General features: G+C 36.2%; 25 protein-coding genes and 1 riboswitch. Of the genes, 2 read left to right on the top strand and 23 right to left on the bottom strand.

All coding sequences use genetic code 11. The annotated features are described in order from the left end of the window. Positions 1–34: 34 nt before the first annotated feature. The 8 genes from typA to SUCMO_RS0103605 all read right to left on the bottom strand — a co-directional run bounded on the left by typA (position 35) and on the right by SUCMO_RS0103605 (position 8,585). Positions 35–1,837 carry a translational GTPase TypA gene (gene typA, locus SUCMO_RS0103640; RefSeq protein ID WP_019879129.1) on the bottom strand — a complete coding sequence of 601 codons (1,803 nt, stop codon included), beginning with the start codon at positions 1,835–1,837 and terminating at the stop codon, positions 35–37. Between the two features lie 121 nt (positions 1,838–1,958). Further along, positions 1,959–3,566: an MBL fold metallo-hydrolase RNA specificity domain-containing protein gene (locus SUCMO_RS0103635; RefSeq protein WP_019879128.1), complete on the bottom strand. Its 1,608-nt coding sequence runs from the start codon at positions 3,564–3,566 to the stop codon at positions 1,959–1,961. Positions 3,567–3,778: 212 nt separating this feature from the next. Further along, a complete protein-coding gene (murB, locus tag SUCMO_RS0103630) occupies positions 3,779–4,693 on the bottom strand; it encodes a UDP-N-acetylmuramate dehydrogenase (RefSeq protein WP_019879126.1) in 915 nt (304 codons plus the stop codon). Next, positions 4,693–5,034, bottom strand: coding sequence for a YlbF/YmcA family competence regulator (locus SUCMO_RS0103625; protein ID WP_019879125.1), 342 nt, complete (start codon positions 5,032–5,034; stop codon positions 4,693–4,695). Before SUCMO_RS0103625 ends, murB begins: the two co-directional genes overlap by 1 nt. Before the next feature lie 38 nt (positions 5,035–5,072). Next, on the bottom strand, positions 5,073–5,924 hold the full coding sequence (locus SUCMO_RS0103620; RefSeq protein ID WP_019879124.1) for a TIM barrel protein: 852 nt from the start codon (positions 5,922–5,924) through the stop codon (positions 5,073–5,075). After that, positions 5,921–6,379 carry a tRNA (uridine(34)/cytosine(34)/5-carboxymethylaminomethyluridine(34)-2'-O)-methyltransferase TrmL gene (gene trmL, locus SUCMO_RS0103615; protein ID WP_019879123.1) on the bottom strand — a complete coding sequence of 153 codons (459 nt, stop codon included), beginning with the start codon at positions 6,377–6,379 and terminating at the stop codon, positions 5,921–5,923. The genes SUCMO_RS0103620 and trmL overlap by 4 nt, the downstream gene beginning before the upstream one ends. A gap of 9 nt (positions 6,380–6,388) precedes the next feature. Beyond that, positions 6,389–7,117 carry a glucosaminidase domain-containing protein gene (locus SUCMO_RS10295; RefSeq protein ID WP_019879122.1) on the bottom strand — a complete coding sequence of 243 codons (729 nt, stop codon included), beginning with the start codon at positions 7,115–7,117 and terminating at the stop codon, positions 6,389–6,391. Between the two features lie 34 nt (positions 7,118–7,151). Continuing rightward, positions 7,152–8,585, bottom strand: coding sequence for a sodium:solute symporter family protein (locus SUCMO_RS0103605; protein ID WP_028953854.1), 1,434 nt, complete (start codon positions 8,583–8,585; stop codon positions 7,152–7,154). Between the two features lie 198 nt (positions 8,586–8,783). On the opposite strand from SUCMO_RS0103605, the gene SUCMO_RS0103600 reads away from it, so the two are divergent. Beyond that, the gene (locus tag SUCMO_RS0103600; RefSeq protein ID WP_019879118.1) at positions 8,784–9,449 is read left to right on the top strand and encodes a metal-dependent hydrolase; all 666 of its coding nucleotides are present in this window, start codon (positions 8,784–8,786) and stop codon (positions 9,447–9,449) included. Positions 9,450–9,559: 110 nt separating this feature from the next. Here the strand turns inward: SUCMO_RS0103600 and SUCMO_RS0103595 are convergent, their stop codons facing one another. The 7 genes from SUCMO_RS0103595 to SUCMO_RS0103565 form a co-directional block, all read right to left on the bottom strand. Then, entirely contained in the window at positions 9,560–10,444 is an 885-nt protein-coding gene (locus tag SUCMO_RS0103595; RefSeq protein ID WP_019879117.1) for a triphosphoribosyl-dephospho-CoA synthase, read from the bottom strand. A gap of 21 nt (positions 10,445–10,465) precedes the next feature. Next, entirely contained in the window at positions 10,466–11,113 is a 648-nt protein-coding gene (locus SUCMO_RS0103590; RefSeq protein ID WP_019879116.1) for a ribonuclease H1 domain-containing protein, read from the bottom strand. Between the two features lie 154 nt (positions 11,114–11,267). Continuing rightward, a complete protein-coding gene (hcp, locus tag SUCMO_RS0103585; protein ID WP_019879115.1) occupies positions 11,268–12,902 on the bottom strand; it encodes a hydroxylamine reductase in 1,635 nt (544 codons plus the stop codon). Between the two features lie 183 nt (positions 12,903–13,085). After that, positions 13,086–13,265, bottom strand: a complete 180-nt coding sequence (locus SUCMO_RS0103580) for a DUF896 domain-containing protein (RefSeq protein ID WP_019879113.1) — start codon at positions 13,263–13,265, stop codon at positions 13,086–13,088. Positions 13,266–13,280: 15 nt separating this feature from the next. After that, positions 13,281–14,771 carry a citrate lyase subunit alpha gene (gene citF / locus SUCMO_RS0103575; RefSeq protein ID WP_019879111.1) on the bottom strand — a complete coding sequence of 497 codons (1,491 nt, stop codon included), beginning with the start codon at positions 14,769–14,771 and terminating at the stop codon, positions 13,281–13,283. A 1-nt stretch (position 14,772) separates the two neighbouring features. After that, positions 14,773–15,645 carry an HpcH/HpaI aldolase/citrate lyase family protein gene (locus tag SUCMO_RS0103570; protein ID WP_019879110.1) on the bottom strand — a complete coding sequence of 291 codons (873 nt, stop codon included), beginning with the start codon at positions 15,643–15,645 and terminating at the stop codon, positions 14,773–14,775. Between the two features lies 1 nt (position 15,646). After that, on the bottom strand, positions 15,647–15,934 hold the full coding sequence (locus SUCMO_RS0103565) for a citrate lyase ACP (RefSeq protein WP_019879109.1): 288 nt from the start codon (positions 15,932–15,934) through the stop codon (positions 15,647–15,649). Between the two features lie 151 nt (positions 15,935–16,085). Beyond that, positions 16,086–16,259, top strand: a riboswitch (cobalamin riboswitch). A 116-nt stretch (positions 16,260–16,375) separates the two neighbouring features. Here SUCMO_RS0103565 and SUCMO_RS0103555 point away from each other — a divergent pair. Beyond that, positions 16,376–17,251: a sirohydrochlorin cobaltochelatase gene (locus SUCMO_RS0103555; protein ID WP_033297261.1), complete on the top strand. Its 876-nt coding sequence runs from the start codon at positions 16,376–16,378 to the stop codon at positions 17,249–17,251. A 147-nt stretch (positions 17,252–17,398) separates the two neighbouring features. Here the strand turns inward: SUCMO_RS0103555 and SUCMO_RS0103550 are convergent, their stop codons facing one another. The 8 genes from SUCMO_RS0103550 to SUCMO_RS0103515 all read right to left on the bottom strand — a co-directional run bounded on the left by SUCMO_RS0103550 (position 17,399) and on the right by SUCMO_RS0103515 (position 26,957). Then, a complete protein-coding gene (locus tag SUCMO_RS0103550; RefSeq protein ID WP_019879105.1) occupies positions 17,399–18,598 on the bottom strand; it encodes an acetylornithine transaminase in 1,200 nt (399 codons plus the stop codon). Next, positions 18,598–19,485: an acetylglutamate kinase gene (gene argB / locus SUCMO_RS0103545; protein WP_019879104.1), complete on the bottom strand. Its 888-nt coding sequence runs from the start codon at positions 19,483–19,485 to the stop codon at positions 18,598–18,600. The genes SUCMO_RS0103550 and argB overlap by 1 nt, the downstream gene beginning before the upstream one ends. A gap of 32 nt (positions 19,486–19,517) precedes the next feature. After that, complete coding sequence (argJ, locus tag SUCMO_RS0103540; protein WP_019879103.1) at positions 19,518–20,723, bottom strand: bifunctional glutamate N-acetyltransferase/amino-acid acetyltransferase ArgJ; 1,206 nt, start codon at positions 20,721–20,723, stop codon at positions 19,518–19,520. A 47-nt stretch (positions 20,724–20,770) separates the two neighbouring features. Beyond that, positions 20,771–21,808 carry an N-acetyl-gamma-glutamyl-phosphate reductase gene (gene argC, locus SUCMO_RS0103535; protein ID WP_019879102.1) on the bottom strand — a complete coding sequence of 346 codons (1,038 nt, stop codon included), beginning with the start codon at positions 21,806–21,808 and terminating at the stop codon, positions 20,771–20,773. 250 nt (positions 21,809–22,058) lie between these two features. Beyond that, a complete protein-coding gene (gene thiT, locus SUCMO_RS0103530) occupies positions 22,059–22,661 on the bottom strand; it encodes an energy-coupled thiamine transporter ThiT (RefSeq protein ID WP_019879101.1) in 603 nt (200 codons plus the stop codon). Positions 22,662–22,758: 97 nt separating this feature from the next. Then, complete coding sequence (locus SUCMO_RS0103525) at positions 22,759–23,727, bottom strand: diguanylate cyclase (protein WP_019879099.1); 969 nt, start codon at positions 23,725–23,727, stop codon at positions 22,759–22,761. Positions 23,728–23,809: 82 nt separating this feature from the next. Further along, the gene (gene csaB / locus SUCMO_RS0103520) at positions 23,810–24,910 is read right to left on the bottom strand and encodes a polysaccharide pyruvyl transferase CsaB (protein ID WP_019879098.1); all 1,101 of its coding nucleotides are present in this window, start codon (positions 24,908–24,910) and stop codon (positions 23,810–23,812) included. Then, positions 24,903–26,957: a DUF5693 family protein gene (locus tag SUCMO_RS0103515; protein WP_019879097.1), complete on the bottom strand. Its 2,055-nt coding sequence runs from the start codon at positions 26,955–26,957 to the stop codon at positions 24,903–24,905. The genes csaB and SUCMO_RS0103515 overlap by 8 nt, the downstream gene beginning before the upstream one ends. Positions 26,958–26,965: the final 8 nt, after the last annotated feature.

Genomic DNA, 26,965 nt, shown 5'->3' with positions numbered 1-26,965 from the left:
TTTAGTTCCCAGCAAGGCAGGACCATTGGCACATTTATTTACGCATCCGACTTCTTTGTACGCGATCAAGAATCTTTTTCCGCATTCTAATGCTTTTAGGTGTTACTTCTACTAGTTCATCTTCATTAATATGCTCTAAGGCCTGCTCTAAAGAATGTAGTCTTGGTGGCACTAGTCTTACAGCATCATCTGCGCTACTAGAACGCATATTAGTTACATGCTTCTTTTTACATGGATTTACGTCCATATCCTGTTCGCGACTATTTTCGCCAATAATTTGTCCTTCGTAAATAGCTTGAACTGGAGATACAAACACCACGCCCCGTTCTTGCACATTACTAATTCCATAAGGCGTTGTTTCGCCATTTTCAAAAGCAACTAAGGCGCCACGAGTTCTACCAGGTATATCCCCTTTATAAGGAGCGTAACCATGGAATACATGATGCATAGTTCCGTTACCCTTCGTATCTGTCAAAAATTGATTTCTAAAACCAATCAAGCCTCTTGCTGGAACCACAAATTCCATCCTTAAGTAACCTGCAAATTCTGTCATATTAACTAGTTCAGCCCTTCTTAGGCCTAGCCCTTCCATAACTGAACCCATAAATTCTTGTGGTACATCAATTGTTAAATATTCCATTGGTTCGTTTTTAACACCATCGATGTCATGCATAATTACTTTTGGCTTACCAACTTGTAGCTCATAACCTTCACGACGCATAGTCTCAATCAAAATCGATAAGTGTAACTCGCCTCGACCAGAAACAATAAAGGAATCTGGACTTTCAGTTTCTTCTAACCGCATACTTACATTAGTTTTCACTTCTTTAAATAAGCGATCGCGTAAGTGTCTGCTGGTAATAAATTCTCCTTCTCGGCCTGCAAAAGGACTATTGTTTACACTGAAAATCATTGACAGTGTTGGTTCATCAATTTTTGTGCCGACTAAAGCTTCGGGAAAATCCGGATGTGTAATAGTATCGCCAATATTTACGTCTGATAAGCCAATTAAAGCAACAATCTCACCATATTTGGCGTTAGCTGTTTCTGCACGTTTTAACCCTTGGTAAGTATATAATCTCCCAATTTTAGTTTTATATTCGCGTTCTTCGCCTACTACAGCTACTTGTTGTCCAGTACTAATTGTACCTCTAATTATTCTACCAATTACAATTCTACCTACATAATCATCATAATCCAAATTATTAACCATAATTTGCAGTGGTGCCTCTTCATCACCTTGAGGTGCAGGCATATGTTCTAAAATAACTTTAAACAATGGACTGATATCTGTACTTTCATCTTCCATTTTTAATTTAGCAATCCCGCTACGTGCTGAAGCATAAACTACTGGAAATTCAATTTGCTCCTCATTTGCACCTAACTCAATAAACAAATCTAAAACTTCATCAACTACTTCTTCCACCCGTTGATCTGGGCGATCAATTTTATTTACAACAACTATTGGTTTTAACTTTTGTTCTAAAGCTTTGCGCAACACATACTTCGTTTGCGGCATTGGTCCTTCAAAGGCGTCAACTAACAACACGACCCCGTCAACCATATTTAAGACACGCTCAACTTCACCACCAAAATCAGCATGACCTGGAGTGTCTAAGATGTTTATTTTAACATCGTTATACATAACTGAAGTATTCTTAGCTAAAATCGTAATACCTCTTTCACGCTCCAAATCATTAGAATCCATAACTCTTTCCGCAACGTTTTCATTAGCACGAAAAACCCCGCTCTGTCTTAACATTGCATCTACTAAAGTGGTCTTACCGTGGTCAACATGAGCGATTATAGCGATATTACGTAGGTCTGTTCTTTGCATTAAAATTTCTCCTCCTAAGTTAAACAAAAGAAAAGGACGCCACCAAATAGTGCATCCTTTTCTAGATACATTCACGTTCATATATTATATATTCTAATATTCCATATGTCAAAAGAAATATTTACAAACCGTTAAGATTTTCTTCCATATATTTATTTATTTTTTGCAAACGCCGTCTTATTTCTTTCAATTTGCTCTCATCGCGGTTTAACAACTGTTCTAAGCGCATTCTGTATTCATAATAATTTTTTTCCATCCCCCGTAATTCTTGGCGCAATTCTTGAATAGCCGGTACTTTAGTAATGATTTCTGATTCCTTAATTTTCCAATTGTAGCCATCAATTAAGGCTATATCACCATATTGTGGCACATAAGTAGCGGCCCCCAGAACTTTACGCAAATCATTAGCAAATACATCTGCTACATCTGACTCGCCATGTACAACAAAAACACCACTCGGGCGACATTCCAATCCTTCTAACCATTCAAAAATTTGTTCTCGATCAGCATGTGCCGAAAAACCACGCAAATTATATATTTTAGCCTTTACGCTGATTCTTTCCCCCATGATTTTAACTACTTTGGCACCATCTAAAATCAAGCGTCCCAAACTACCCCGAGCTTGGAATCCAGCAAATAAAACACTACACTCTGGCCGCCATAAATTGTGTTTCAAGTGATGTAAAATTCTACCGGCATCTGCCATGCCACTAGCCGAAATAATAATCGCCGGCGTGTCTAAACTATTTAAAGCTTTCGATTCTTCACTTGTTTCAACAAATCTTAACGTTTTAATATTAATCAGTTTTTGATTTTGATTGCGATAAATATCACAGGCTTCTTCATCAAATTCTTGCGGATTGCGTAAAATTATATCCGTAGCCTTGATTGCCAAAGGGCTATCAATAATAATCGGCATTTCCGGAATCTTATTTTCTTGGATGAGTTTTTGAAAATAATATAATAAAGTTTGTGTCCTGCCTACCGCAAAAGCTGGGATTATTAGATTGCCCCCCCGCGCATATGTTTCATTGATGATTTTAGCCAGTTCAGCTTCCTTATCATATTCAAAATGCTCCCGGTCCCCATAAGTCGACTCGACTATCAAATAATCCGTATTACGAATTTCATCTGGTTCGCGCACGATCGGCTGTTTCGGCTGTCCTAAGTCCCCAGAGAATAGGAGTTTAATCTCTTTATCAGCCTCTTTAACATAAACTTCAACCATCGCTGCCCCCATAATGTGTCCAGCCGAACGATAACGCACCGCAACATCTTCACTAATTTTTATTTTGTCATACAAAGGGACTTCTTGGAAATATTTTAAAGCTGTATAGGCATCATCTATAGTATATAGCGGCTGTGGTGTTTCTTTGCCGGAACGCTTATTTTTTCGCATGGCAATTTCCGCATCTGACTCTTGAATATGCGCACTATCCGGCAATAAAATTCCACAAAGTTCTTTTGTAACCTTAGTACAAAACACTTTGCCATTATAGCCATTTTTAATTAATTTAGGTATTAAACCACTATGATCTATATGGGCGTGAGTTAAAATCACAGCTGTTAATTCACTCGGCTGGAACATAAATTCACGTCGATTTAATTCTGTTATATTTTTCGAGCCTTGAAACATCCCACAATCAATTATTATCTTAGTTTTTTCTGTCTCTAGCAAAAAGCATGAACCTGTAACTGTACGTGCAGCACCTAAAAATGTTATTTTCATATCTACACCTTCTTATTGTTTATTTTACCATTTCTACTAATATTTTTAGATTATTTGCTTAATATTATAACATATTTTTAAATATTTAGCCATTGAGCTGGATTAATTAACTAAAAAAATACTGCTAAATTACAACAAAAAAAACATGTTGTGGCTCGTAGAAAATTTCCACACACTACAACATGTTTTATAAGGCCTATTAGCACTTTATTTTATGCTTCACCAATAAACCTTACTTCCGATTCTAATCGCACCGCAAATTTGTCCCAGACAATTTCTCGAATATATTCTATTAAATCTAAGACATCTTTAGCCGTGGCATCACCTTTATTGACAATAAAGCCTGCGTGTTTTTCAGAAACCTGTGCACCGCCAATACATTTACCTTTTAAGCCCGCTTGTTCAATTAAAGTTCCTGCATAATTTCCAACTGGTCTTTTAAAAACACTACCTGCACTAGGCATTTCTAAAGGCTGCTTGCTACTACGTTTTTGTGTTAACTCTTCAACAATTTGCCTTAGCTGTTCTTTATCACCAGTTGCAAGTTTAAATTCAACTTGTAAAATCAATTCTCTATTTTCTTGAAAAACACTATGCCGATAACCAAATTGAAGCTGTTCTGGTCGATATTCACAAAGCTCCCCTAAAGAATTAACGGTAATAACTTTATGAACAATATTGGCAAACTCACCACCATAAGCCCCAGCATTCATAAAAACAGCTCCACCAACACTACCAGGAATTCCTACGGCAAATTCCATGCCCGCGAAACCATTTTCCACTACTAATTTACTTAAATCCGTGACACTAATTCCAGCCTGAGCGCTTATAATGTCGCCTACAATATCAACTTTACTAAACTTCTCAGTCATGATAATTACGACACCTCTAATACCTTTATCGCTAACTAAAATATTAGAGCCGCAACCAAAGATGGTTACAGGAATTTTATGTTCATAGATAAATTTTATCGCTAGTTGTAATTCTTGAAGATTTTCGGGAATGAATACGACATCTGCCGGACCGCCAATTTTGAATGTCGTATATTCTTTCAATAATGTATTTTTTAAAACCTTGCTTTCAAAATTTTTCGACCGTGTAAACTCTAAAAATAAAGTACTCGACATTATTTTATCCCACCTGCTACATCTTGAACACTTTCTGTAATAATTTTGCTCACATCCTGCATCATCAATTGAAAACGCATATAAGTTTGGATATAAGCCCCTGCTTGTGGATTAATTGCTAATAATTCATACATCTTTTGCAACTGTTGCATTTTGCTAGAATCCTGTTTGCCTTGCATCATTTCCAATTGTACTTCTGCCTGTTTTTTCAAGAAATCATTTACCATTGTATGAGCCTCGTTATTTTGCAATAGTGGGCCTTGTAATTCACTTAATCGACGATATTCATCACTGCCTTGCAAAGCTTTAGCCAAATCATGAGCTTTATCATAAACACTCATTCAAACACATCCTTTTCTAAATTATTATCGTTTAATTTTCAGTTTAATTTCTTATAGTACTCAAACATTTCTTTAGCATCTTGCGCTTGCGTCCCATTAGATTCACAAATAATCCTCGGTTTATAGCCTGTTTTTGCTAAAGCTTGCATAAAAGGTTCAAAAGGAGGTCCATAGGAATCTGCAAAAGTCCAATGCTTCTTTTCACCCGCTTTAGTAAATTCTATTTTGCTAAAGTGCACATGAAACTTATATAATATAGCTTCTCCCAACTTTTGAGCAAGATACTCAAAAGTTTTGAGATAATCATCAATAATATCAAAGCCGCCATTTTGTGCCGCGTGCAAATGTCCAAAATCAATAGTTGGTAAAAGCCGCGGTGATAATTTACACAACGTTACTATTTCTTCTAAAGTACCAATTTGATTTTTCTTTCCCATTGTCTCGGGGCAAAGAAATATTTTTTCATCTGTTGTCTCTAATTTTTCCAAAAATTGATACAAATTCTTTTGCACTTGCGTGAAAGCTAAGTTGCGCTCTAATTTTACGGGACTGCCGACATGAAAAACAACTCGATCTGCGCCTAAATACTCTGCGGCTTGAAAACTCTCCGTTAAATAACGTTCATTATTCGCTATTTTATCTGCATCAAATGTTGCTAGATTAATGTAATAAGGCGCGTGAATACTAAGCGCAATATTATGTTCTTGCGCTTGTTCAGCAATTTTTTGTGCTGAATCTTTTCCAATTTTAACGCCGCGCCCAGCTGAATATTCATAAGCCGATAACCCTTGCGCAGCTAACCATGCTGGCATTTGCCAAGAACTTTTTAAACCAGCTTTATAAAATGCATCTGGATTACCAGCACTGCCAAAGCGAATACTCTCATTCAAGATAAACCACCGAAGCCGTTTTGACGCAAAGCTTCATAAGAAACTATCGCCACCGCATTAGATAAATTTAAAGATCTTGCTTCAGCTCGCATTGGAATACGCACACAGTTATCGGGGTAGGAAGCCAGCAGGCTTTCTGGTAATCCCTTAGTTTCCTTGCCAAAAACTAAAACACAGTTCTCAGAATATTTTACCTGCGTATAACTTTGTTCTACTTTAGTTGTCAAAAAATAAAAGTCCAAATCCTTATATAACTCTATCACTTCTTGAATGCTATTATGATAATAAACCTCTATTAAATGCCAATAATCCAAACCGGCACGCTTCAAGGTTTTATCATCAGTCGAAAAACCCAAGGGCCTAACTAAATGTAGTTTAAAATTATTTGCAGCACATAATCTGGCAATATTTCCTGTATTTTGGGGAATTTCTGGTTCAACTAGTACAATATGCATTTTGTCACCTTATTTCTCATTTTTTAAAATTGCTTGGATTCGCGCTTTTATATTTTTATTTTCTGTTTTTTCTTTAGAAGCCGCAACTTTTTTTTGAGCAACACTCTTTTGCGTAGGACTTACCGGTATTGCCAACATCCGGCTATGAATATCTAATATTTTACTACCATAAGGACGACTCATTGCCCAACGACCATCTAAATCATGCCAGGTTTTAGCACTTGCATATAAACGCGGAATTTTTTTCACTGTTTCAAACCTAGGATCTACTACATTTTCACTCGGAGCTTTCTTACTTGAGTAAACTAATAAGTGCTGAATATGTGCTCTTACTCCCAATTTAGCATCAGTAAATCTTGCTCCGCCTACATTTTTACCCGTACTACCTAAGCCGCAAAAATTATTTTGCCGATAATCTACCGAGCCACCATATCGAAAAAATCCAGTCTCTAACAAGGCTTGACTCAAAGCTACATCACCTCTGATACCTTCTTTTTGCGCTTCTTGAAAATAATGTTCCACCAGTTCTTCTACCGAACAAGTCAATAATGGTTTAGGATTTACTGTTTTTATTAATCGTACAGCTTGCTCTGGGGTAGCCAAATTTTCCCCCAAAATTGTTAAATTTTGATTGCTAATCATTACTGCTTTAGCTTTAAAATCCTGTGCTTGTGCTAAATCGCAACTACTAAATAATGTTAGTCCTAACAGACAAATACTTAAGCATAATTTTTTCAAAGTATCACCCCTAATATTATTTACTTAAATTACCTTACTCAACAATAAGTTTGGGTTTAGTATTGGGTAGTATATACAAACTTAAAAACATGGCAATAATTGCCACTAAAATTCCCGTAGAAGCTGCATTTAATATCCAGATTCCTTTGCCCGCAGCAAAAAACTGTAGATACAAAGTAGTAGCTACACCTAAGCCTGCAGCAATAAAAGCCCCCTTAACTGAAGCCCGTTGCGAAAACAAACCAAATAAAAACGGTGCCGCCAAAGAAACGCTCATTAGGGAATAAAAAATTTGCAGGGCTGTAATTATATTGGGCATATATAACGCCATTATAACACCTAAAATTCCAGCAACACCAGTTACAATCCTACTAATCCTCAATAGTTTTTCTTCTGTTATCTCTGGATCAATAAAAGTCTTATATAAATCTTTAGAAAAAGAAGTAGCCAACATATACAAAACTGCATCAGCCGTGCTAACTTCCGCGGCAAAAATAGCAGCCAAAGCCAGGGCTGAAACAGCAAAAGGCATTAATTCCTTCATTGCCATAGGTAAAGCTAACTCCCTTTGTTCTAAATTGGGGAAAGCTGCAAAAGCACACATCCCAATGATAACTGGAAAAAACGCAAAAACAAACTGTACCGCCGCGTTTAAAACGGTGCCTAATTTTACTGTAGCAACATCTTTAGCTCCATAAATTTTACCAATCAAGCCTGGTGAAATACAAAAAGCAGGCACTAAAACTATCAAGTAGCCTAAAATAGTAGTATGTCCAATTCCATCCCAAGCAAAATAATTAGCCGCTTGTACCGGATCAGCCATATGCTGTCCTACCAAGTTTTGTAACCCAGTTACGCCACCAACATGAGCTAAGGCATATGGCAAAGCTATAATGAAACCTGCTAAAATGACAACCAGCTCTAAAATATTAACAATCGTTGCGGAAAGCAATCCCCCAGCCCCAAAATACACTACAACTACTACAGCTCCAATCAAAGTACCATAAATTTTTTCAAGTCCCGCTACTACATTTAAAATCCAGGCAATGCCGATTAGTTGCCCAGAAAAAAGTGCCAGTGTGCCAATTGACATCATTAAAGATATTACCGCTCTTAATACTTTTGCATAGCGTAGATCTAGATAGTCACCTAAAGTATATAAATTGTATTTTTTAGCAACCTGCCAAATTTTAGGGCCTACAAAATAAGCTAAGAAAATTGATCCAATAGCTGAACTACCAATCCACCACCAGCTAGAAATACCATATTTATATGCGATCCCCGCTACACCTACTGTAGAACCTGCTCCAATATTCGCCGCTAATAAAGTAGTAAATAATAACCGCCAATCTAGATTTCTCCCAGCCACAAAAAAATCAGCTGCGCCCTTAACATGTTTACCGATAAACCAACCAAGAAAAATTAATAATATTGCATACAACAAAATCATTAAAAGGTACACGTTCATAAAAGATACCGTCCTCTCCTTTGATACTTAAATTCTTAATTCTGACCGTCTCATTATAGCATACTCTTTTTTTCCAAGGCAAGAATTCCCTATTAAATAGCCAGTTTAATTGTTGTCACGTTCGTTATAATCAGCCCTGTATCAACAGTTAGGCTACTTATGATATAATATATAAAAACATTATTAGGGGGTAATCCTATGGAATTGAAATTCTACGGACATGCTTGCTTTACGCTCACAACTGACCAAACTACTCTATTATTCGATCCATTCTTTACAGATAATCCTTTTCAAATAGCGCAAATATCACAAATTCAGGCTGATTATATTTTCGTTAGTCATGGACATTTTGATCATTTAGGTGATGCCCTTAAAATCGCTAAAAGCTGCAATGCAACTATAATTTCTACCGCAGAAATTGCTCATTTAGCTACCGAAAATGGTTGTCAAGCTCATGCTATGCATCTTGGTGGCACCCACGAATTCTCTTTTGGAACAGTTAGAGTGACCTTGGCTTTCCACGGATCAGGAATCCCCGGCGGACACGCTTGTGGTTTTATCGTTAAGGTAGCAGGAAAAACAATTTATTTTGCTGGTGATACTGCTTTGTTTGGTGATATGCAACTTCTAGGGCAATTAGAAAAAATCGACTATGCTTTATTACCAATTGGAGATAATTTTACTATGGGCCCCAATGACGCCACAATAGCTTGTAAGTTATTAGCAGCTACGCATGTAATTCCTATACATTACAATACTTGGCCTTTAATCAACCAAGATCCTAGCTTATTTAAGCAACAAGTCGAAAAACTTGGCTATGCTCAAGTTTTGATTGTAAACCCTGGTGAAAAAATAACTTTATAGTTTAGTAAGTCTTTTCAAAAGCAAAAGCAAGTTCTCTCTTACGATTTATAAGAAAACTTGCTTTTGCTTTTTTGTAACTTCAATCAAATAAAGGCCAAAAACTTATACAGCTAAAACATTTTTATTTTCGCATCTCTGTTTTCCATTAAATACATTGCTAAAGTAATCGATAATAAGTCCGCAGTCCCACCAGGACTAATTCGTTGTTTAATAAAATCTCGCTCTAAAAACTCAATATAATCCTGTCCTGACTGTGAGAAAATACTCCCAAGTTCCAAAGCTTTAGTAGCTTGCTTCTGAACTTTATCTAAGATTTGTTTATCAGTACGCCATAAAATATTCGAATCTTCTGTTACCGTAAGTAGCGACAATAAAGTATGCACTAAAGAATTATTAATATTAGCTCCATTTGCCAAAGCTTCTTTCAATGCTGGTAATCCTTTATTTTTCACACTTTTAAACCCTTCTTGCACTTCGCCTCGGATTCCTGTAATTCCATATTTTTTATATAAAAGTTCACCCGCCGTAAACTTTGTCTTTTCGCAAGTTTCTAATTCTCGTTCAACTAAACCTTTACAAATCAACCTAATTCTACTAAAAACTTCATTACTATTTACTTGCTGGTGTTCCCGTAAATAATTGCCCGTAGCTGCTGCTAAAACACCACCAGCAAACAGTATGCCTCTTTGTGTATTTATATTTCCAGTTGCTGTCAAAATTTGTTTTTCGTATTCAATCCCCAATTCACGTAGTTGCGGTAGCAATTTCGACAAGGAATCATCATATTCATAGCCGTAATTGGCAAATTCTTTAAAAGCCCTGATTAATACTACTGAGCTAGACATAAAAGTAAATACATTCATATCACAATGCGCACCTTTGGAAAATCGTGTAACCAAACCTGGTTTAGGATGCGTACAAACTTCAAATAAAATTGCTTTCCCTAGTGAATCCGCTATAAAATCAATTTTTTCCGTCTTAGCTAGTAACTGCATTGTTTACACCTCGTTTTATCTTTACTCCATTTCCAATCGTTCTAAATGTTCGCTAATTGCTTTTTTAGCTAAAGTATCGGCTAAATCATTATACTGATTACCTGAATGACCTTTGACATGTTGAAATTTCACGAAATCTGGTGCATATTTTTTCATAAATTCATAGTATTTTGTAGTTACTTGGTTGTTGCGTTTCCACTCTCCTTTCGCCCACGTAGCAACTCCTTGCAAATCATGTCTTATTATTATTTTGTCCAAACCTTTGTTTTTAGCCCAACTACAGGCACGCATTACCGCTGTTAACTCGCCAGCAATGTTTCTTGTTTTTACAGCTTCACTATCTGTCCCAACCCCATAATCTTGATGAATAACTTCTCCTTGATAAACTACTACAAAGGCCCAGGCATATAAATTTTCAGAATAAGAACCATCTGTATATATCTCATAATTTTTTTCTTTTAAAGCATTAGAAACCTGTATATCTAAATTACCATGAGCAACATCTCTTTTTATATGTTCTAAACTATCGCCACGCAAAAAATCTTCCGCCTGCGTTTTCAAGGGAAATTTTTTGAAGACTGCATTTGGATAACCTTTCACTTGGGCTTGACATTCTGCCCACGTGCGATAAATACCTTTTACTCGTCCTACTTTTACAACATAGTACATCTTCTACACCCTACCCGTTTATTCTTTCATTGCTATTATATAACAATATTAACTTTTTTATCCAGTATTATTATGGCTTTTATTAAATATATAACAAAAATATCCGAGACATAGATTTATTCTTGTCTCGGATATTTTAAATTTTATCTAAATCTTATTTTTTTAGAATTGTAGCTAAATCTTGTTCTGGAGTTGTAATTGGCATTATATTAAAGTTATCTTGCAATACTTTCAAAATAGCCGGTGTCACAAAAGCTGGCAATGTTGGGCCTAAGCGAATATTCTTAATTCCTAAATGCAATAATGAAAGCAGAATTGCTACGGCTTTTTGTTCATACCAAGATAAAATCAAGGATAATGGCAAGCCATTAACATCTGTTTTAAAAGCTTCTGCTAAGGCTGTAGCAATAACTACCGCTGAATAAGCATCATTACATTGTCCAACATCCAACAATCTTGGAATGCCTTCAATATCGCCGAATTCTAGTTTGTTAAACCGATATTTACCACAAGCTAAAGTTAAAATCACACAATCATCAGGTACTTGTTTAGCAAAATCTGTATAATAGTTACGGCCTGATTTTGCACCATCACAACCACCGATTAAGAAAAAGTGCTTAATTTTTCCAGCTTGAACTAACTCAATTACCTTGCCGGCTACGGAAAGAACTGTGTTACGTGCAAAGCCAATTGTAATATACTTTTCTTGTTCATCAGCACTAAATCCTGGTAAAGCTAAGGCTCTCTCAATTACCGCTGTAAAATCTTTGTTTTCATCAATATGTTTTACGCCTGGGAAAGCTACTAAACCAGTAGTAAAAATATTATCTTGATATTTAGCACTAGGTTTTTGAATACAGTTTGTAGTCATTAAAATTGCGCCAGGAAATTCTGCAAATTCTTTTTGTTGATCTTGCCAAGCTCCACCATAATTTCCTGCTAAATGCGGATATTTTTTCAACTCTGGATAAGCATTTGTAGGTAACATCTCGCCATGTGTGTAGATATTTATCCCTTTATCTTTAGTCTGTTCTAATAGCAAATGCAAGTCTTTTAGATCATGTCCCGACACTAAAATAGCCTTACCCGCTTTAGGTGTAACTCTAACCTTGGTTATTTCTGGATGACCATAGGTATCGGTATTGGCTTGGTCAAGAATTTGCATAGCGGCAATATTGATTTCTCCTGTTTGTAAAGCCATTGCCACTAATTGATCTACACTGAGTTCTGTATCTAGTTTAGCTAAAATTTCAAATATTTTTGCATAGTCAGCAATATTTGTATAACCTAAAACATGTGCATGATCTAAATATGCTGCAATCCCTTTTAATCCATAAGTTATCAATTCGATTAAAGCGGTAACATCTTCGCCTTTAGCTTTTATTCTGCTTTGAATGCCGATATTTTCGGCTTGGGTCAATTTTTCGGCTAAAGTTGTCGCCACTTTAAAATGTGCTGGTGCTGGCAAGCTAGCCACATCAACCCCTAGTTTAACACACATATCATGTGCGCAAACCGTAAGTTCTGCAACATCTTTTATTTCTGACTCTAATCTTGCTGTATCGAAATTTACATTAGTTACGGTTGTAAATAATGCTTGGATAATCGCCATATTTATTTTTTCTTCAAAAACATCTTTTTTAGCTAATTCATGAGCATAACAGGCTAAGCCTTTACTGGTGTAAAATAATAAATCTTGTAATAGTGCAACCTCATTACTTTTGCCACATACTCCTGCCACCGAGCAACCTTTTTGTCCTGCTGTTTGTTCACATTGATAACAAAACATATTTAACCCTCCTCAAAATTTAAATATTTTTAACTTGAGTACAGTATATCCCTTACACAATCTATTGTATGTGATTTATATCACATTAGCAAGCTGAATTATAAGATTTTTTCCGATATTTATCTATAAAAAAAACCTAGCCAAACAACGGTAGTTCTTCCATTGCCTTTCTAGGTTCATTTCCTATTGCTCTTGATCGACAATAATTACTCGATCTAATGTAGCTTTTACCTGACCTTTGATGAGATCTAAATAAGCGCGTCTAACTTTAATTTGTTCCGCTTGTTCTGCTTCAGTTAAGCCTACAGTCTTTTTTTTGTTTGCCAGAAAATTAATTCTGATAATTAATTCTTTCATTTCCATCAAAAAACTACCTCATTACTTAGTTTGATATACTTGGTCAATAATTGTGCCATCACGATATTCAACTTGGGCAATTACTTTTCCTGCTGGTTTATAAACCGCTGGTTTCCCTGCAATATTTTCTGCAATTTGTTTTAATTCTTCAATGGCAAAAACCTTAATCCCTGCTGTTTTCAGTTGTTCTTGTAAGTCTTTACGTTTAGGATTTACAGCGATTCCCCGCTCTGTCACTAAAACATCTACCGTTTCGCCTGGTGTAGTTCTAGTTGTTACTTTATCAATAATTATTGGCAATCGACCGCGCAATAGATTAGCGACAATAATTGTAGTTTTCGCTCCAGCTGCAGCATCACTATGTCCACCAGATCCCCCCATCAATTTTCCATCTGAACCAGTTGTGACATTAACATTAAAGCCAGTATCAATTTCTGTCGCCCCCAAAATAACTGCATCCAATTTATTGACAGCTGCACCACTATTAAAAGGACTTGCATAAACACCGGCGCTAATTTCCAAATGGTTAGGATTTTCTAAAAGCGAGCGTATTGCACCATGTTCAAAGCCTTGAACATCCATAATTGCCTGAAAATAACCTTCTTCTAACATTTCGACCATATAATTTGTTATTCCACCAAGCATAAAACTTCCCTTAATTTGCTCTTTTTGCATAATTTGTTTTACAAAATGAGCAGTAGCTAATGAAGCTCCACCTGCACCTGTTTGAAAAGAAAATCCCTCTTTTAACAAGCCCGAGCCTTTAATTACTTGAGCAGCATTTCTTGCAATTATCAAACCCACTGGGTCCTTGGTAATTTTGGTTGTCCCTGAGACAATACCCGCGGCATCGCCAATGCTTTCAACCACCAATACATAATCTACACGATCTTGAGCTATCGAAACTGGATATAGCGGATAAGGCATTAAATTGTCAGTTATCGCAACTACTTTCTCAGCATACTGTGCGTCTGGCATTGCGTAACCCAATGAGCCGCAAGCTGATTTTCCATATACACCGTTAAGATTGCCGTAGCAATCTGCAGCAGGAGCTGCAATAAACGCAACATCGATCTTTAATTGTCCACACTCTATGGCTCTGGCCCGTCCTCCATGAGTACGCATTGTAATTGGTTTAGCTAAAATTCCTTGTGAAACCGCCTCAGCCACTGGGCCTGAAATGTAATTAGTATCTAATTCAGTTACTACACCATTTTTAATATGTTCAATTAATGGTTTATGGCTAGGAAAAATAGAACTAACCGCAATTTTTAAGTCTTTTAACTGCAACTTAGCGGCTACTGCTAATACCATATTTAAAACATAATCGCCATTACGTAAATGATGATGAAAAGATAAGGTCATACCACTTGTAATTTTCAGAGTTTTAAAAGCATCTTCAATACTTGCCAATAGCTTATTGTCACTAGGTAAATTTCTTTTAACTAGCGGTGCATATCTACGCATCTCTGGTTGTAAACAAAACGCTCCTTGAAAATCTATCTCACGCATTTTATAAATCCTCCTTGCTAATTAAACCTGCTCTTAACGCTAAATCCAAGACGATATTGGCTCTATTTGCAACTGGTGCATCAATCATCTTGCCCCCCAAAGAAGCCACACCTAAACCTGCGTTTTTAGCCTGTTCTAAAGCATTAACAACTTTTCTAGCCCAATTTATATCCTCCAGTGTAGGATTAAATACTGCATGGATGCCTTCTATTTGTCTGGGATTAATTGATAGTTTGCCTTTAAAACCTAGCGCTTTGGCTAAGCGAGTATCTTCAACTAGACCCTCATCATCAGCCGCATCTGTGAAAGGCGTATCAATAGATTGCAAGCTAAATGCCGCTGCGGCATTAACAATTGCCATCCTTGCTGCAAAAATCTCTTCCCCTGATTTAGTTCTTTTTGCTCCTAAAAATGCTGTATAATCCTCCGCCCCTAAGGCTAAAGCAACTAACCGAGAACTTGCACCTGCAATCTCATAAGCATTAGCTATCCCACGCGGAGTTTCTAACAAAGCAATTAACTTAATATTATTAGCTATCGCACCTTGTCCATCCAAAAGTTCTGTAACTTTTTTTATATCTGCGCCACTTTCTACTTTAGGAATCAACAAAGTGTCGGGAGCACACTTTGCAATAAACGGAATATCTTCTAGACCATAAGTATCTAACGGATTCACCCGCACAACTTTTTCACAAGTTCCATAATCAATAGTTTTCAAAGCCTGTGCTACTAAAATTCTTGCCGCATCCTTTTCCGTTGGTGCCACGGCATCTTCTAAATCTAAGATAACCCCATCAGCTTCAAATAAATTACCCGCTAAAAGCATCGCTGGGTTATTGCCTGGCATAAACAATAAGCTTCGTCTCATTCTCATTTTAGATTTTCGCCTCCTTAATTGCCCCGCTACGCAATAAGGCAGTAACTAACCGTGCTTCAATCGTAAAGTCTACTGCCCCTCGATCAAAAGCCTTAATATCTAAACCCAAAACCTGATAATCTGCTAAAACTTTATGCATTAACTTTGTAATGGTTTCTCCATATTGTAGCATTACAATACTATCTAAATCGATATTATTATTACCACTATTGTTGGGCGTAACAACAATTGAAATATCTCCCGACTCTAGTGTTCCTGCTTTAGCCATGACAATCTCTGTTCCCATATCTTATCTCCTTATCTTTAGGCTAAATTTAGCTTTATTCAGCCATTTTCTTGTTAAAATTGTAACATTTAAACTTTTTTTTAGCAACTCTTCCTTCCGGTTAATTGGCTCTTTACTTGACACAAAAAAAATTTTTAGCTATAATCAGTTCTAGATGAATAAAAACATAGGTGCCCGCAAGGGCTCAATAGAGAAATCAGTAAAAGCTGATACGGTCCCGCCACTGTATGGAGGAGTATTTTGCACAATGCCACTGGTAAAACTGGGAAGGCGCAAATGTACGATGAATCCAAGTCAGGAGAACTGCCTATGTACAATCACCGAAATTTACCTACGAAGGATAGGGAGGGGGTTAGAAGCTAGTTTTTTCTATCCTTGCCTTTGGGCAGGATTTTTTTGTTTTTTAAGACTAACAAATTAAGAAAAGAGGTTTCTTGGATTATGCAAAAATTTATAAAATTATTATTGGCGGTGTGTTTAATGTTATCTTTCACGATGAGTGCCAGTGCTCAAGCAGCACCTACTAAAAAAGCTTTAGTTGTAGCTAGTTTTGGTACAACATTTCCAGACACTTTAAAAAATGATATCGAAGGCATTGAAAATGCTCTAAAAAAAGCTTTCCCAGATCGCGATTTTTATCGCGTATTTACTTCTAACATCGTTAAAAAACGTATTGCAGAACGTGATGGTATTGTTATTGATGACTTGAAAACAGCACTAGATAAACTTGCCGCTCAAGGCTATACAGATGTACTAGTGCAAACAACTTTGCTTACACCAGCAGAAGAGTATAACAACAAGATTTTACCTGCAATTAAAGAATATCAAACAAACAAAACTTTTCAAAAATTAGTTATTGGCAAACCTTTGCTAACTGAAGATAAAGACTTCAATCTCGTAGCCAAAGCTTTAACAACTCAAATGCCTAAAAACCTTAATTCAGATCAAAGCGTTGTGTTTATGGGACATGGTTCACCACATATGCATAATGTGGCATATGATAAATTACAGGCTGCTTTTGATAAATTAAATATCCCCGCTGTAATTGGTGTGGTTGAAGAAGATGATCATCCTAATTTCGAAGATATGCAAGCAACAATTGCCAAGCGTAAAATCAAAGAAGTAATCCTTATGCCACTAATGGTAGTTGCTGGTGACCACGCTAATAATGATATGGCTGGCGATGAAGATGATTCTTGGAAAAATCTTCTTAGTGCCGATGGTTATAAAGTAAGTGTAGTTTTAGGCGGCTTGGGTCGCAACTCTGAAATTCAAAAAATCTATGTAGCTCATGCTAAACAAGCTTTAAAAAACTAATATAAATGTAAAACATAAACAAAGAAGGTGCTGGCGCATTAAACTAGTGTGCCAGCACCTTCTTATATCTAAATTTAAAAATTTCAAAGAGTAAAAAGAGCTGACGCTAGCGATAATTTTTCATCACTAATGCGCAGCTCCTTCTTTTTAAGCTTCTTTAATCATTTCTTGCAAAACTTCATTAATAATCTGCACCAGTTTGTCTATCTCTGCTTTACTGATTATAAGCGGCGGCGCAATTCTAATAACATTGTCGGCTGTATTGTTAATAATCAAATGCTTCTGCAAGCATTTTTTCACAAACAATTTTCCATCTAAGTTTAGCTGCAAACCAATTAATAAGCCTTTTCCCCTTACATCTTTGATATAAGCTGGATATTTACTTTGTAAATTTGTCAATGCTTCTTGTAAGTACTGACCTTTTTCCCGAACTTGCTGCGGCATTTGCTCTACCTGCATATAATTCAAAACTGCCAAAGCGACTGCACAAGCCAATTGATTCCCCCCAAAGGTCGAGCCATGATCTCCTGCTTTAAAAGCATTTGCAATTTTATCGTCTGCTACAAAAGCACCAATCGGAAACCCTGCTCCCAAGGCCTTAGCTAAAGTCATAATGTCGGGCTTCACACCAACCCCTTGATAGGCAAACCATTCGCCTGTACGACAAACCCCTGTTTGTACCTCATCAAAAATAAGCAAAGCTTGATGGCGCGCACACAGTTCTTGCACTTTTTTAAGATATTCTTGTGTAGCAACGTTTACGCCACCTTCACCTTGAATTACTTCCAACATCACTGCACATACTTCAGAATCGATTAGTTGTTCTAAAGCACTAATATCTCCAAACTCAACATAGGCAAAACCAGCTGGTAATGGTTCAAATCCTTGTTGATATTTAGTTTGTCCAGTGGCCGTTAAAGTTGTTAGAGTTCTCCCGTGAAAGGAATGTACCGCTGTAATAATTTTATATTTTTGAGGACTAAGTTGATGACCATATTTACGCGCTAATTTTATTGCACCCTCATTGGCCTCAGCCCCACTATTACATAAAAACACTTTATCAAAGCCCGTAACATTAGCTAATTTTTCTACTAAATCCGCCTGAATTTTACTATAAAATAAATTAGAAGTATGCATCAACTTTTGAGACTGTTCAGTAATGGCTTTAATCACCACTGGATGTGCATAACCTAAAGCGTTAACAGCAATACCGGCCAAGACATCTAAATACGCCTCACCAGATTGGTCATAAACATAACAGCCCTCTCCTCTTTCTAAAACCAAATCTGTTCTAGAAAAAGAGGGCATATAATATTTTTCTGTTTTCTCCTGAACGGTTAAATTCATTATCTAATCACCTCTGTACCCACACCTGAATCTGTAAATATTTCCAATAAAATTGTATGTGGTTGACGCCCATCAACAATATGTGTCTTTTTAGCCCCCGCAGCTAAAGCTGTAACACATGCTTTAACTTTAGGTATCATTCCCCCATCAATTTTACCTTCATTCATCAATTCTTGTGCACTTTCAAAGGATAAGGTAGTAATAAAACTATCCTCGTCACCAAAATCCGAATAAATTCCTTTGGTATCAGTTAACAATAAGAGTTTTTCAGCTTTCAAAGCTCCTGCAATTTCACCGGCAACACTATCAGCATTAATATTATAACTTTCGCCATTAATACCTACTCCAATTGGTGCAATTATTGGAATATAGCCCGCAGTTAATAATGTTTCTATCAATTCAATATTAACTTGCTCTACATCACCAACAAACCCAATATCAACCGACTTTATTTCACCATTTTCATATATATCGGATAAGTATTTTCTTGCCACAATTAAGTTGCCATCTTTACCACTTAAACCGATTGCTTTACTACCTTGCTTATTTAACATCGCCACTAATTCGGTATTAATTTTCCCAACCAGCACCATTTCGGCAATAGCCATCGTTTCTTCATCTGTTACTCTTAAGCCGTTAATAAATTCTGATTTTTTACCTAGTTGTTTCAGCAAACTAGTTATTTCAGGGCCGCCGCCATGGACAACAACTGGTTTTAGACCTGCGAATTGAAGGAAAATAATATCTTGAAGAACTTGCTCTTTCAATTCACTATTTAACATTGCGTGCCCACCATATTTTATTACTACTGTTGCCCCTTTAAATTTTTTCAAATATGGTAATGCTTCCACCAAAGTCTTAACTTGCGCCATGCTCTCATTTAACATATTTTTATCAGCTCCTCATTTTTTGTATAATATCACGTATGGTATTCTGCATTTATTTTAACATAATCGTAGCTAAAATCACATGTCCAAACGGTAGCTTCTTCATTGCCAACCGCCAAATCTAAAGTGATCTTGATATCAGTGTTTTGCATAATCGCTGTTAATCGCTGTACATTATACTCCGTATCTAAGCCGTTTTTCATAATGCACAAGTCCTCAATGTGTAAAGTGACATTTTTAGGATCTAAATCAGCTCCAGAATAACCAGCCGCGCAAATTATTCTCCCCCAATTAGCATCTTTACCAAAAAATGCCGTCTTCACCAATGGGGATTTAGCAATACTCATTGCTGCCATTTTAGCTTGTGCAAAATCTTTAGCACCTTTTACATTTATCTCCAAAAATTTTGTCGCACCTTCACCATCACGAACAATTAGTTTCGCCAAATCTTGGCTTATCGCTAATAACGCTTGATAAAAATTATTGTAATCTGGATGTTGTTCACTATCAATTTGACAATTACCGGCTAAATTACTGGCCATCACCAACATGGTGTCATTAGTGCTGGTATCACCATCAACAACTATCATATTAAAAGATTTATTGGCTATTTCACTAACCATTTTTTTCAAAACTTTAGGGCAAATATTTACATCAGTAGTAATAAAGCAAAGCATAGTAGCCATATTAGGATGAATCATGCCAGCTCCTTTAGCTACCCCTGATAGTAAAACTTTATGACCGTCTATTTCTATTTCATATGCCGCTTTTTTCATAAAAGTGTCGGTAGTCATAATTGCTAAGGCAAATTCCGAACCATCTTGTTTTCCAATTTCTTTAGCAACATCACGGATCCCGTCAGCAACTTTGCCCATCGGCAATAACTGTCCTATAACACCAGTTGAACAAACCAAAACTTCATTAGTAGAAATATCCAACGCATTTGCCGTCATTTGCACCATTGCCCGAGCATCTAACATGCCTTGGTCCCCAGTACAAGCATTGGCACAACCTGAGTTGACAATCAATGCCCGAGCATAATCTCTGCCTGCTGCCGCTCTACTAATATGTACTGGCGCTGCTGCCATTTTATTTTGTGTAAATACCCCGGCAACACTAGCAGGAGTTTCACAATAAAGCAACCCCACATCATGTTTGCCACTCTTTTTTATATTGGCCTTAACGCCTGCAGCGCAAAATCCTTGCGGTGCACTAATCGTTGCATCAATTTTTTTCATTTTATTCCCCTTAATTTTTCCTGTTTTCTTATTTATTACTTAAATTTTTATGGATATACTGGTAAAAAATCTAGACCTTGTTCTTCTGGTAAACCAAACATAATATTCATGTTCTGAATAGCTTGTCCAGCAGCACCTTTTACTAGGTTATCAATTGCCGACATTACAATTATTCGATTCGTCCGCTTATCAATTTGCCAACCCAAGTCAACAAAATTCGAACTTTGAACTTGTTTAATAGTTGGACACATGCCTTTACCCAACAAACGAATAAAATATTCATTATTATACATTTCTGTATAAGCTTGTTCTATCAAAGTTTCTGTAACCCCTGGTAAAAGATTTACATAGCAAGTTGCCAAGATCCCTCTATTTACTGGTAATAAATGTGGTGTGAAATTTAAAACTAAATTCTGCCCGGCAATTTCTCCTAGTGCTTGTTCAATCTCCGGTGTATGCCGATGGCTTGTAACCCCATAGGCGTTGAAATTCTCATTCACTTCGCAAAACAGACTGCCCAATTTCAAAGCCCGTCCAGCACCAGTAGTTCCTGATTTTGCGTCAATAATTATGCTTTGCAAATCCACTAGCTTATTCTTAACTAGAGGAGCTAAAGCTAAAATGCTTGCGGTAGTATAACAACCAGCATTGGCAACTAACTTAGCCGTTTTAATTTGCGAGCGATATAATTCGGCCAAACCATATACCGCATCCGTGCTTTTGTCCGTATGTTCTACCTTATACCATTGTTCATAAACTGCAGGATCCTTAAAACGATAATCTGCCCCTAAATCAATTATCCTTGCTTTAGTATGCTGAACTTGTTTATATATTTTCATTGCATGCCCGTGTGGTAAGGCAATAAACACTACATCGCTTTCACTGCATATTTTTTCAACATCATTTAAACTACTCAATTGCAGATCATATTTTTTACGCAACTGTGGATATATATCCGCAATACAGTTTCCTGTTTGACTTTCAGAAGTTATATGCGAAACAGTAGTGTCCGAGTGATTAGCTAATAACCTCAATAATTCGACACCTGTATAACCTGTTGCTCCAATAATACTAACTTTTAGCATATAATCACTCCCTATGTTTTTATAATTCTTTTCATTTTCAAGAATTTGTAGCCCTAATTATACAGCAAAATATATTAAAAATGCAATAGTTTTTTTTAATTATTTCTACATTTTTATTAAATATTAATGCATTGTTATTCTTCAAAAAGTAAAGTCCTGTAAATAATGTTACTTTTTTAACATTATTTACAGGACTTTTGCCATCTCAGAATATTTTTTTATAAATAAAATGCATTTTAATTCTCACTCACTAGCTGTTTTTCGATAAATTTAAAATTTTTTCCAAGCGTTTCAACGGAATAAAGGTGAAAATTATCGCCGTTAACAGACTCTCTATACCTGCAGAAGACATATTATACAGCAATGAGTACCACCAAATATTCATACCCGCAGGTGCATATTCGGCAAAAAAAACGCCTCCAGACACAATCAAAAAAAATACACCTAACATCATAGCTAAAAAAGCACTTAAAAATAGACTCACTCGATTATTTTTTTTACCAATTCCCGCTAACCCTAACGCCATATTCGCTAGCAAATAATCCAAAACAAATTGCACCGGATGAACAATTACTGCGCCGTTTAAACACTTAAGTAAACCAAAAATCAAGCCAGCTGTTAAACCAAGACGATAACCATATAAAACTGCTAATACCAAGGTTGGTAACATAGAAAATAGGCTTATTCCACCACCTTGTGGATATTTTATAAACTGAATAAGGTAAAGAACAAAAGACATTGCACTAAACATTCCAATTATAACTATTTTCTTAGTTGTAAATTTCTCTTCTCGCACAACCCATAAATAACCAATCATTAGTAGGCTTGTAATAATTGTTGTTAGTAATAGCATTATCTTCTCCTTGAATTCTGACTTCACCCAAACTTATTTGTCTTTTAAAATAAAAAGAGGTAAGAATAATTATCTCACCTCAGATAATAGTTAAATATCAAGAGTACAATTTATCTTTTTTATCATTTTCCAAGTTTTCTTCTGCTTCTTTGATAAGATTTTCGATATCTTTACCAGTTTCGTACTGTGCACAACCAATGCTAACACTAACCACCCCATCATAATCTTTGAAATTACGATTTAAAGCTACTCTTTTAAGCCGCTCTACCACAATTTTAGCCTGTTTGCGATCTGCATTCGGTAGTAATAACATAAATTCATCCCCACCATAACGACCTAATATATCACTGGGACGAATATTATCTTGAATTAAAGCCACCAGATCCAAAATTACTGCATCGCCAGCGGCACGCCCCTGCGAATCATTAATTAGTTTAAAATCATCAATGTCAATAATTAAAATTGCTAACTCTTTATACTTACACTTTTCTGTCGTAGTCATGTTTTGTAAAGTAGCTACTATTGCTTTGTGATTCAAAATATTGGTCATCACATCTAATTGCGCCTGTTTTTCAAGAGCTTGCGTCTGCATTAATAAAATATCTTCTAACTGTTTATTCTTTTTTAGTAACTCCGCCAAAGGATTTAGTAGCTCACTAGCAACCCCTTGCTCTGGTACGGATAAATGAAAATGCGTAATTTTTGCAGTATCTGCATTTTTTTTACAAATAGCTGTCAAACGGATTCGATTTTTCCCCTCCAAGTCAAGGTTACCCATCGCTGTATTAGTTAATTCCAACTCGCCATTTACTAAAAATATTTCTTGGCTAAGTGGTGTTTCAGTTAGCCATAATTCTTTCACCTCAAAATTTTTTGCCTCAGTATTATTTCGTCCATGTAATAGTTCAACTGTCTCTTCATAACAACTGGCAACTTCCATTAATTTTGTTCCAAAAAAACTACTTTTTTCATTTAAAATTACAGCTAGATTTTCATGATTGCGCTCAATTAGATAACTATTATAAAAGTAACGGACACACTCACTGGCACTTTGAAACTTTATCACATTCACACCACCTTAAAATTACGCTAAATCGTTATTATAAAGTTAGAGATAGGCCAAATTTTGTAGCCTATCTTTAACATATTTATTTTCTAAGTAACAAATCCATAGCAATTTGTGCGTTTTCTTGTGCTGCTTCCCGCAATTTTTTGACACAAGTGCTTTGTATCTGCCTTTCTTGCTCGATATTATGCAAAACAGCATCCACTTTTTCTATTAAAACATCTAGACTTAAAGTGTCTAAACAAGCTACAGCAGTAGCTTGCACCCCTTGCAAAAATCGATCAATTTTGGGATCATAAGAAATTCCAATTATTGGTACTTGCATAACCGCGGCAAATATTAGTGCATGCAACCGCACTCCAATTAATAAATCAAAGTTGCCAATCACCGACAAAAATTCTTCTGTACTATACAATTCTTCTAAAACTAACGCCCTTTGCTTATGTAGCATCAGATCGGCAATTTCTTGTGACACTTTCAAATCCTGAGGATAATGCATTGGTAAAAAAACTATTCGCGCATCATATTTTGTCACAGCATAATCAGCAACTTTAGCTAATACATACTTATAATTTTCTAATTTTAACCATTGTCTTACTGAAATTCCAATTACAGGCTTAGCCCCTTTAAAATTATATTTTTTTAAAATTCTTTGTCCTAAATCTTTACTAACAGCATGCATCGCAAAGACTGGATCAGCAGTAACAAACAATTGTTGCTGTTTTAAGCCCAAAGCCTTTAGTTCTAAAGCAGATCCTTCGTCACGCACGGTAATACAATCTGCTTGGTTACAAACCAAAGCTGTAATTTTCTTTGCCAAACTGCCTTGCAATGGGCCAATGCCTTGTCCGTATAGCATTACTTTTTTGCCTAAAATTTTTGCCATTTGAATAATCGACAAATAATAATACAAACTCCGTTCACTAGTTATATCTTGCAATAGGCTCCCACCGCCTGAAATAAGCAAGTCAGCTTTACAAAGTTGCTTTAAAATTTGCCAAAAACTAAACCTCGGAATTGCTTTTATATTATATGCTTTTGCAGTAACTTCTGGATTACCAGAGATAACCACAATCTCAATATCAGACTTTATATCTTTTAGTGAGGCTATAATGGCCGATAACATTGCCTCGTCTCCAGCATTGGCAAATCCATAATAGCCTGAAATCAATACCCTATTCATCGGTATTTAACTCACTTTCCAGTTTTTTTGCATAGGGGTAAATTATATTAAAAATAAAACTAACTAATACCGCGCAAACTATCCCTAATGCTAAGCCATCTAAAGCCCTAATCACCGACATAACAACTGGAGTTCGCATATGTGCAAATGTTTGCACTAAAGATCCTTGTCCAATAGTAGCCAAGCACACAAATATAAAAGTTAAAATTCGCGGATAAAATCTATAGCTCGCGATAGCTGCTAAAAAGAAAGCAACATGTCCGACCATAAATTCTTTTTCACGTGGACGGGCATACATTACTTCTTCTAAAAAAAGACGCAACTTGACTTCAATTGCTGGCACAGGTACACCAGCTGTATGTCCCGAACGACCAATAAAAACCCAAGCTACAAATAATAATATTCCCGCAACAACTAAGCTCTTCACATAAATTGGATAATTCAAAAATGTTTTTAATTGGCTCAATAAACCAGCAAATCCAGCTTTTGTACTCTTGTTATTAAACAAATTATGTTTATAAACATAATACAAGGCCACTAAAACAATTGGCATAATAAAAGTTAGCTTAACGCCGCGGTAGATATCTAATTCCAAAAAGAATCTCAAATCACTCAAGATAGCAGCCAAATACATACCGCCAATTAACGACAAGGTCACCGCTAAACTTAGTTGACCACTAGCATTTAATAAAATCCTAGCAAAACTTTTTAACGGTTGTTGTGTTTTATCCCAAATGGTTATAATATACAACATGCTCAGAGTTGGAAAAACTACAGCGCTAGCAAATGCAATCAGTTGTCGCACGCTAGTACCATTAGTTATCAACAACAAAGCACTTAATATCACCGTCAATATCAGGGCCAGTAAATTTTGTCTATAATAAGAAAACTGCCAATAACAGCTTAAATACAACACACAAGCGGCTACAGCACCTGCAATTATCGGAATCAACAACAATTTACTAGGAAAAAACTCACTAAAAACGCCCGCCTTGTTTAAAGCAAAACCACGCGCTTGAACCTTTTGAGCAATTTGATCTATGTAATCAAGGTTCATTGCATATAAATCTTGATCTAACTCTGCTTGTTCAAAGGTTTTCAAAAAATTCACTCTAATATTTCGTTCTTCATCAGTCAAAGCAAATCTGCGTACCGCTTCTTTTACTGAAATTTTCTTTTGTTCAGCAGGATCAATAACATATAGCCTAGCTACATTATAATCTAGCATTTTTGCTAATTTTTCGATCCCCGCCATTGGTGCAAATTGCAACTGAACAATATGTTCTGTCATAGCCAAGGTAATATGGCGTTCTTTTAATTTTTGCGCTGTTAACTCTAACTCAGCTTCAGCTCCCAAAGATTGTTTCCCCGAAAATAACATCGAAGTAACTGGCACTTTAGCGGCATCTAGGCGTGCAAAAACGTGATTTATATTTTCTTTGTTCACGTTTTGATAGTTAGTTGGCCTTACGGTTAAATAAAAACCAGCTTGTACTACTGCTTGCATTTCTTGAGTTGAAAAGCCCAAGTGCTGTTCAATAATACTCTTATAGTCACCAGCAATAAACAATACTGGTTTTTGTCCATCTGCAATTATTTTGCTTTTTGCAAATCTTTGTTGTACGTCTGCTACTAGTTCTTGCCAGTGAACACCCTGTTCACCGATAACATAAACACCAGTTTCCGACAATTGTTCCTTAGTTAAGTTCTTTGCCCAAGGCAAGCGTGCATCTAAATCTAAGCGTTGCCAATTTGCAACTTCGCCATTACTTAAAACACTTACTGTGCCTTTGGCTACTAATTTTTCTAAAGTTGTTTCATAAACCGCTAAACTAGTAATACCCTTAGCTTTGAAATCAGCCAAAGTCTCTCTAGAGCTATGACCAGTATTTGCAGCTAATTTTAGCAGGTCTTCATATTCCATAAGCATTTCAACTTGATTGTTAGCCTGCTCAACTTTATGACGCTGAAAATTTATCAGCAATGCGCAAGCCAAGCCTGCAATAATTAATACATATAAAAATATGTTCTGTTTTTTTAATTGCAAGAACCTCT

It is taken from the genome of Succinispira mobilis DSM 6222 (assembly GCF_000384135.1).
GTDB lineage: Bacteria > Bacillota > Negativicutes > Acidaminococcales > Succinispiraceae > Succinispira > Succinispira mobilis.
The sequence above is the reverse complement of the archived record's forward strand: the minus strand, read 5'-3'. Positions and strand labels throughout refer to the sequence as shown.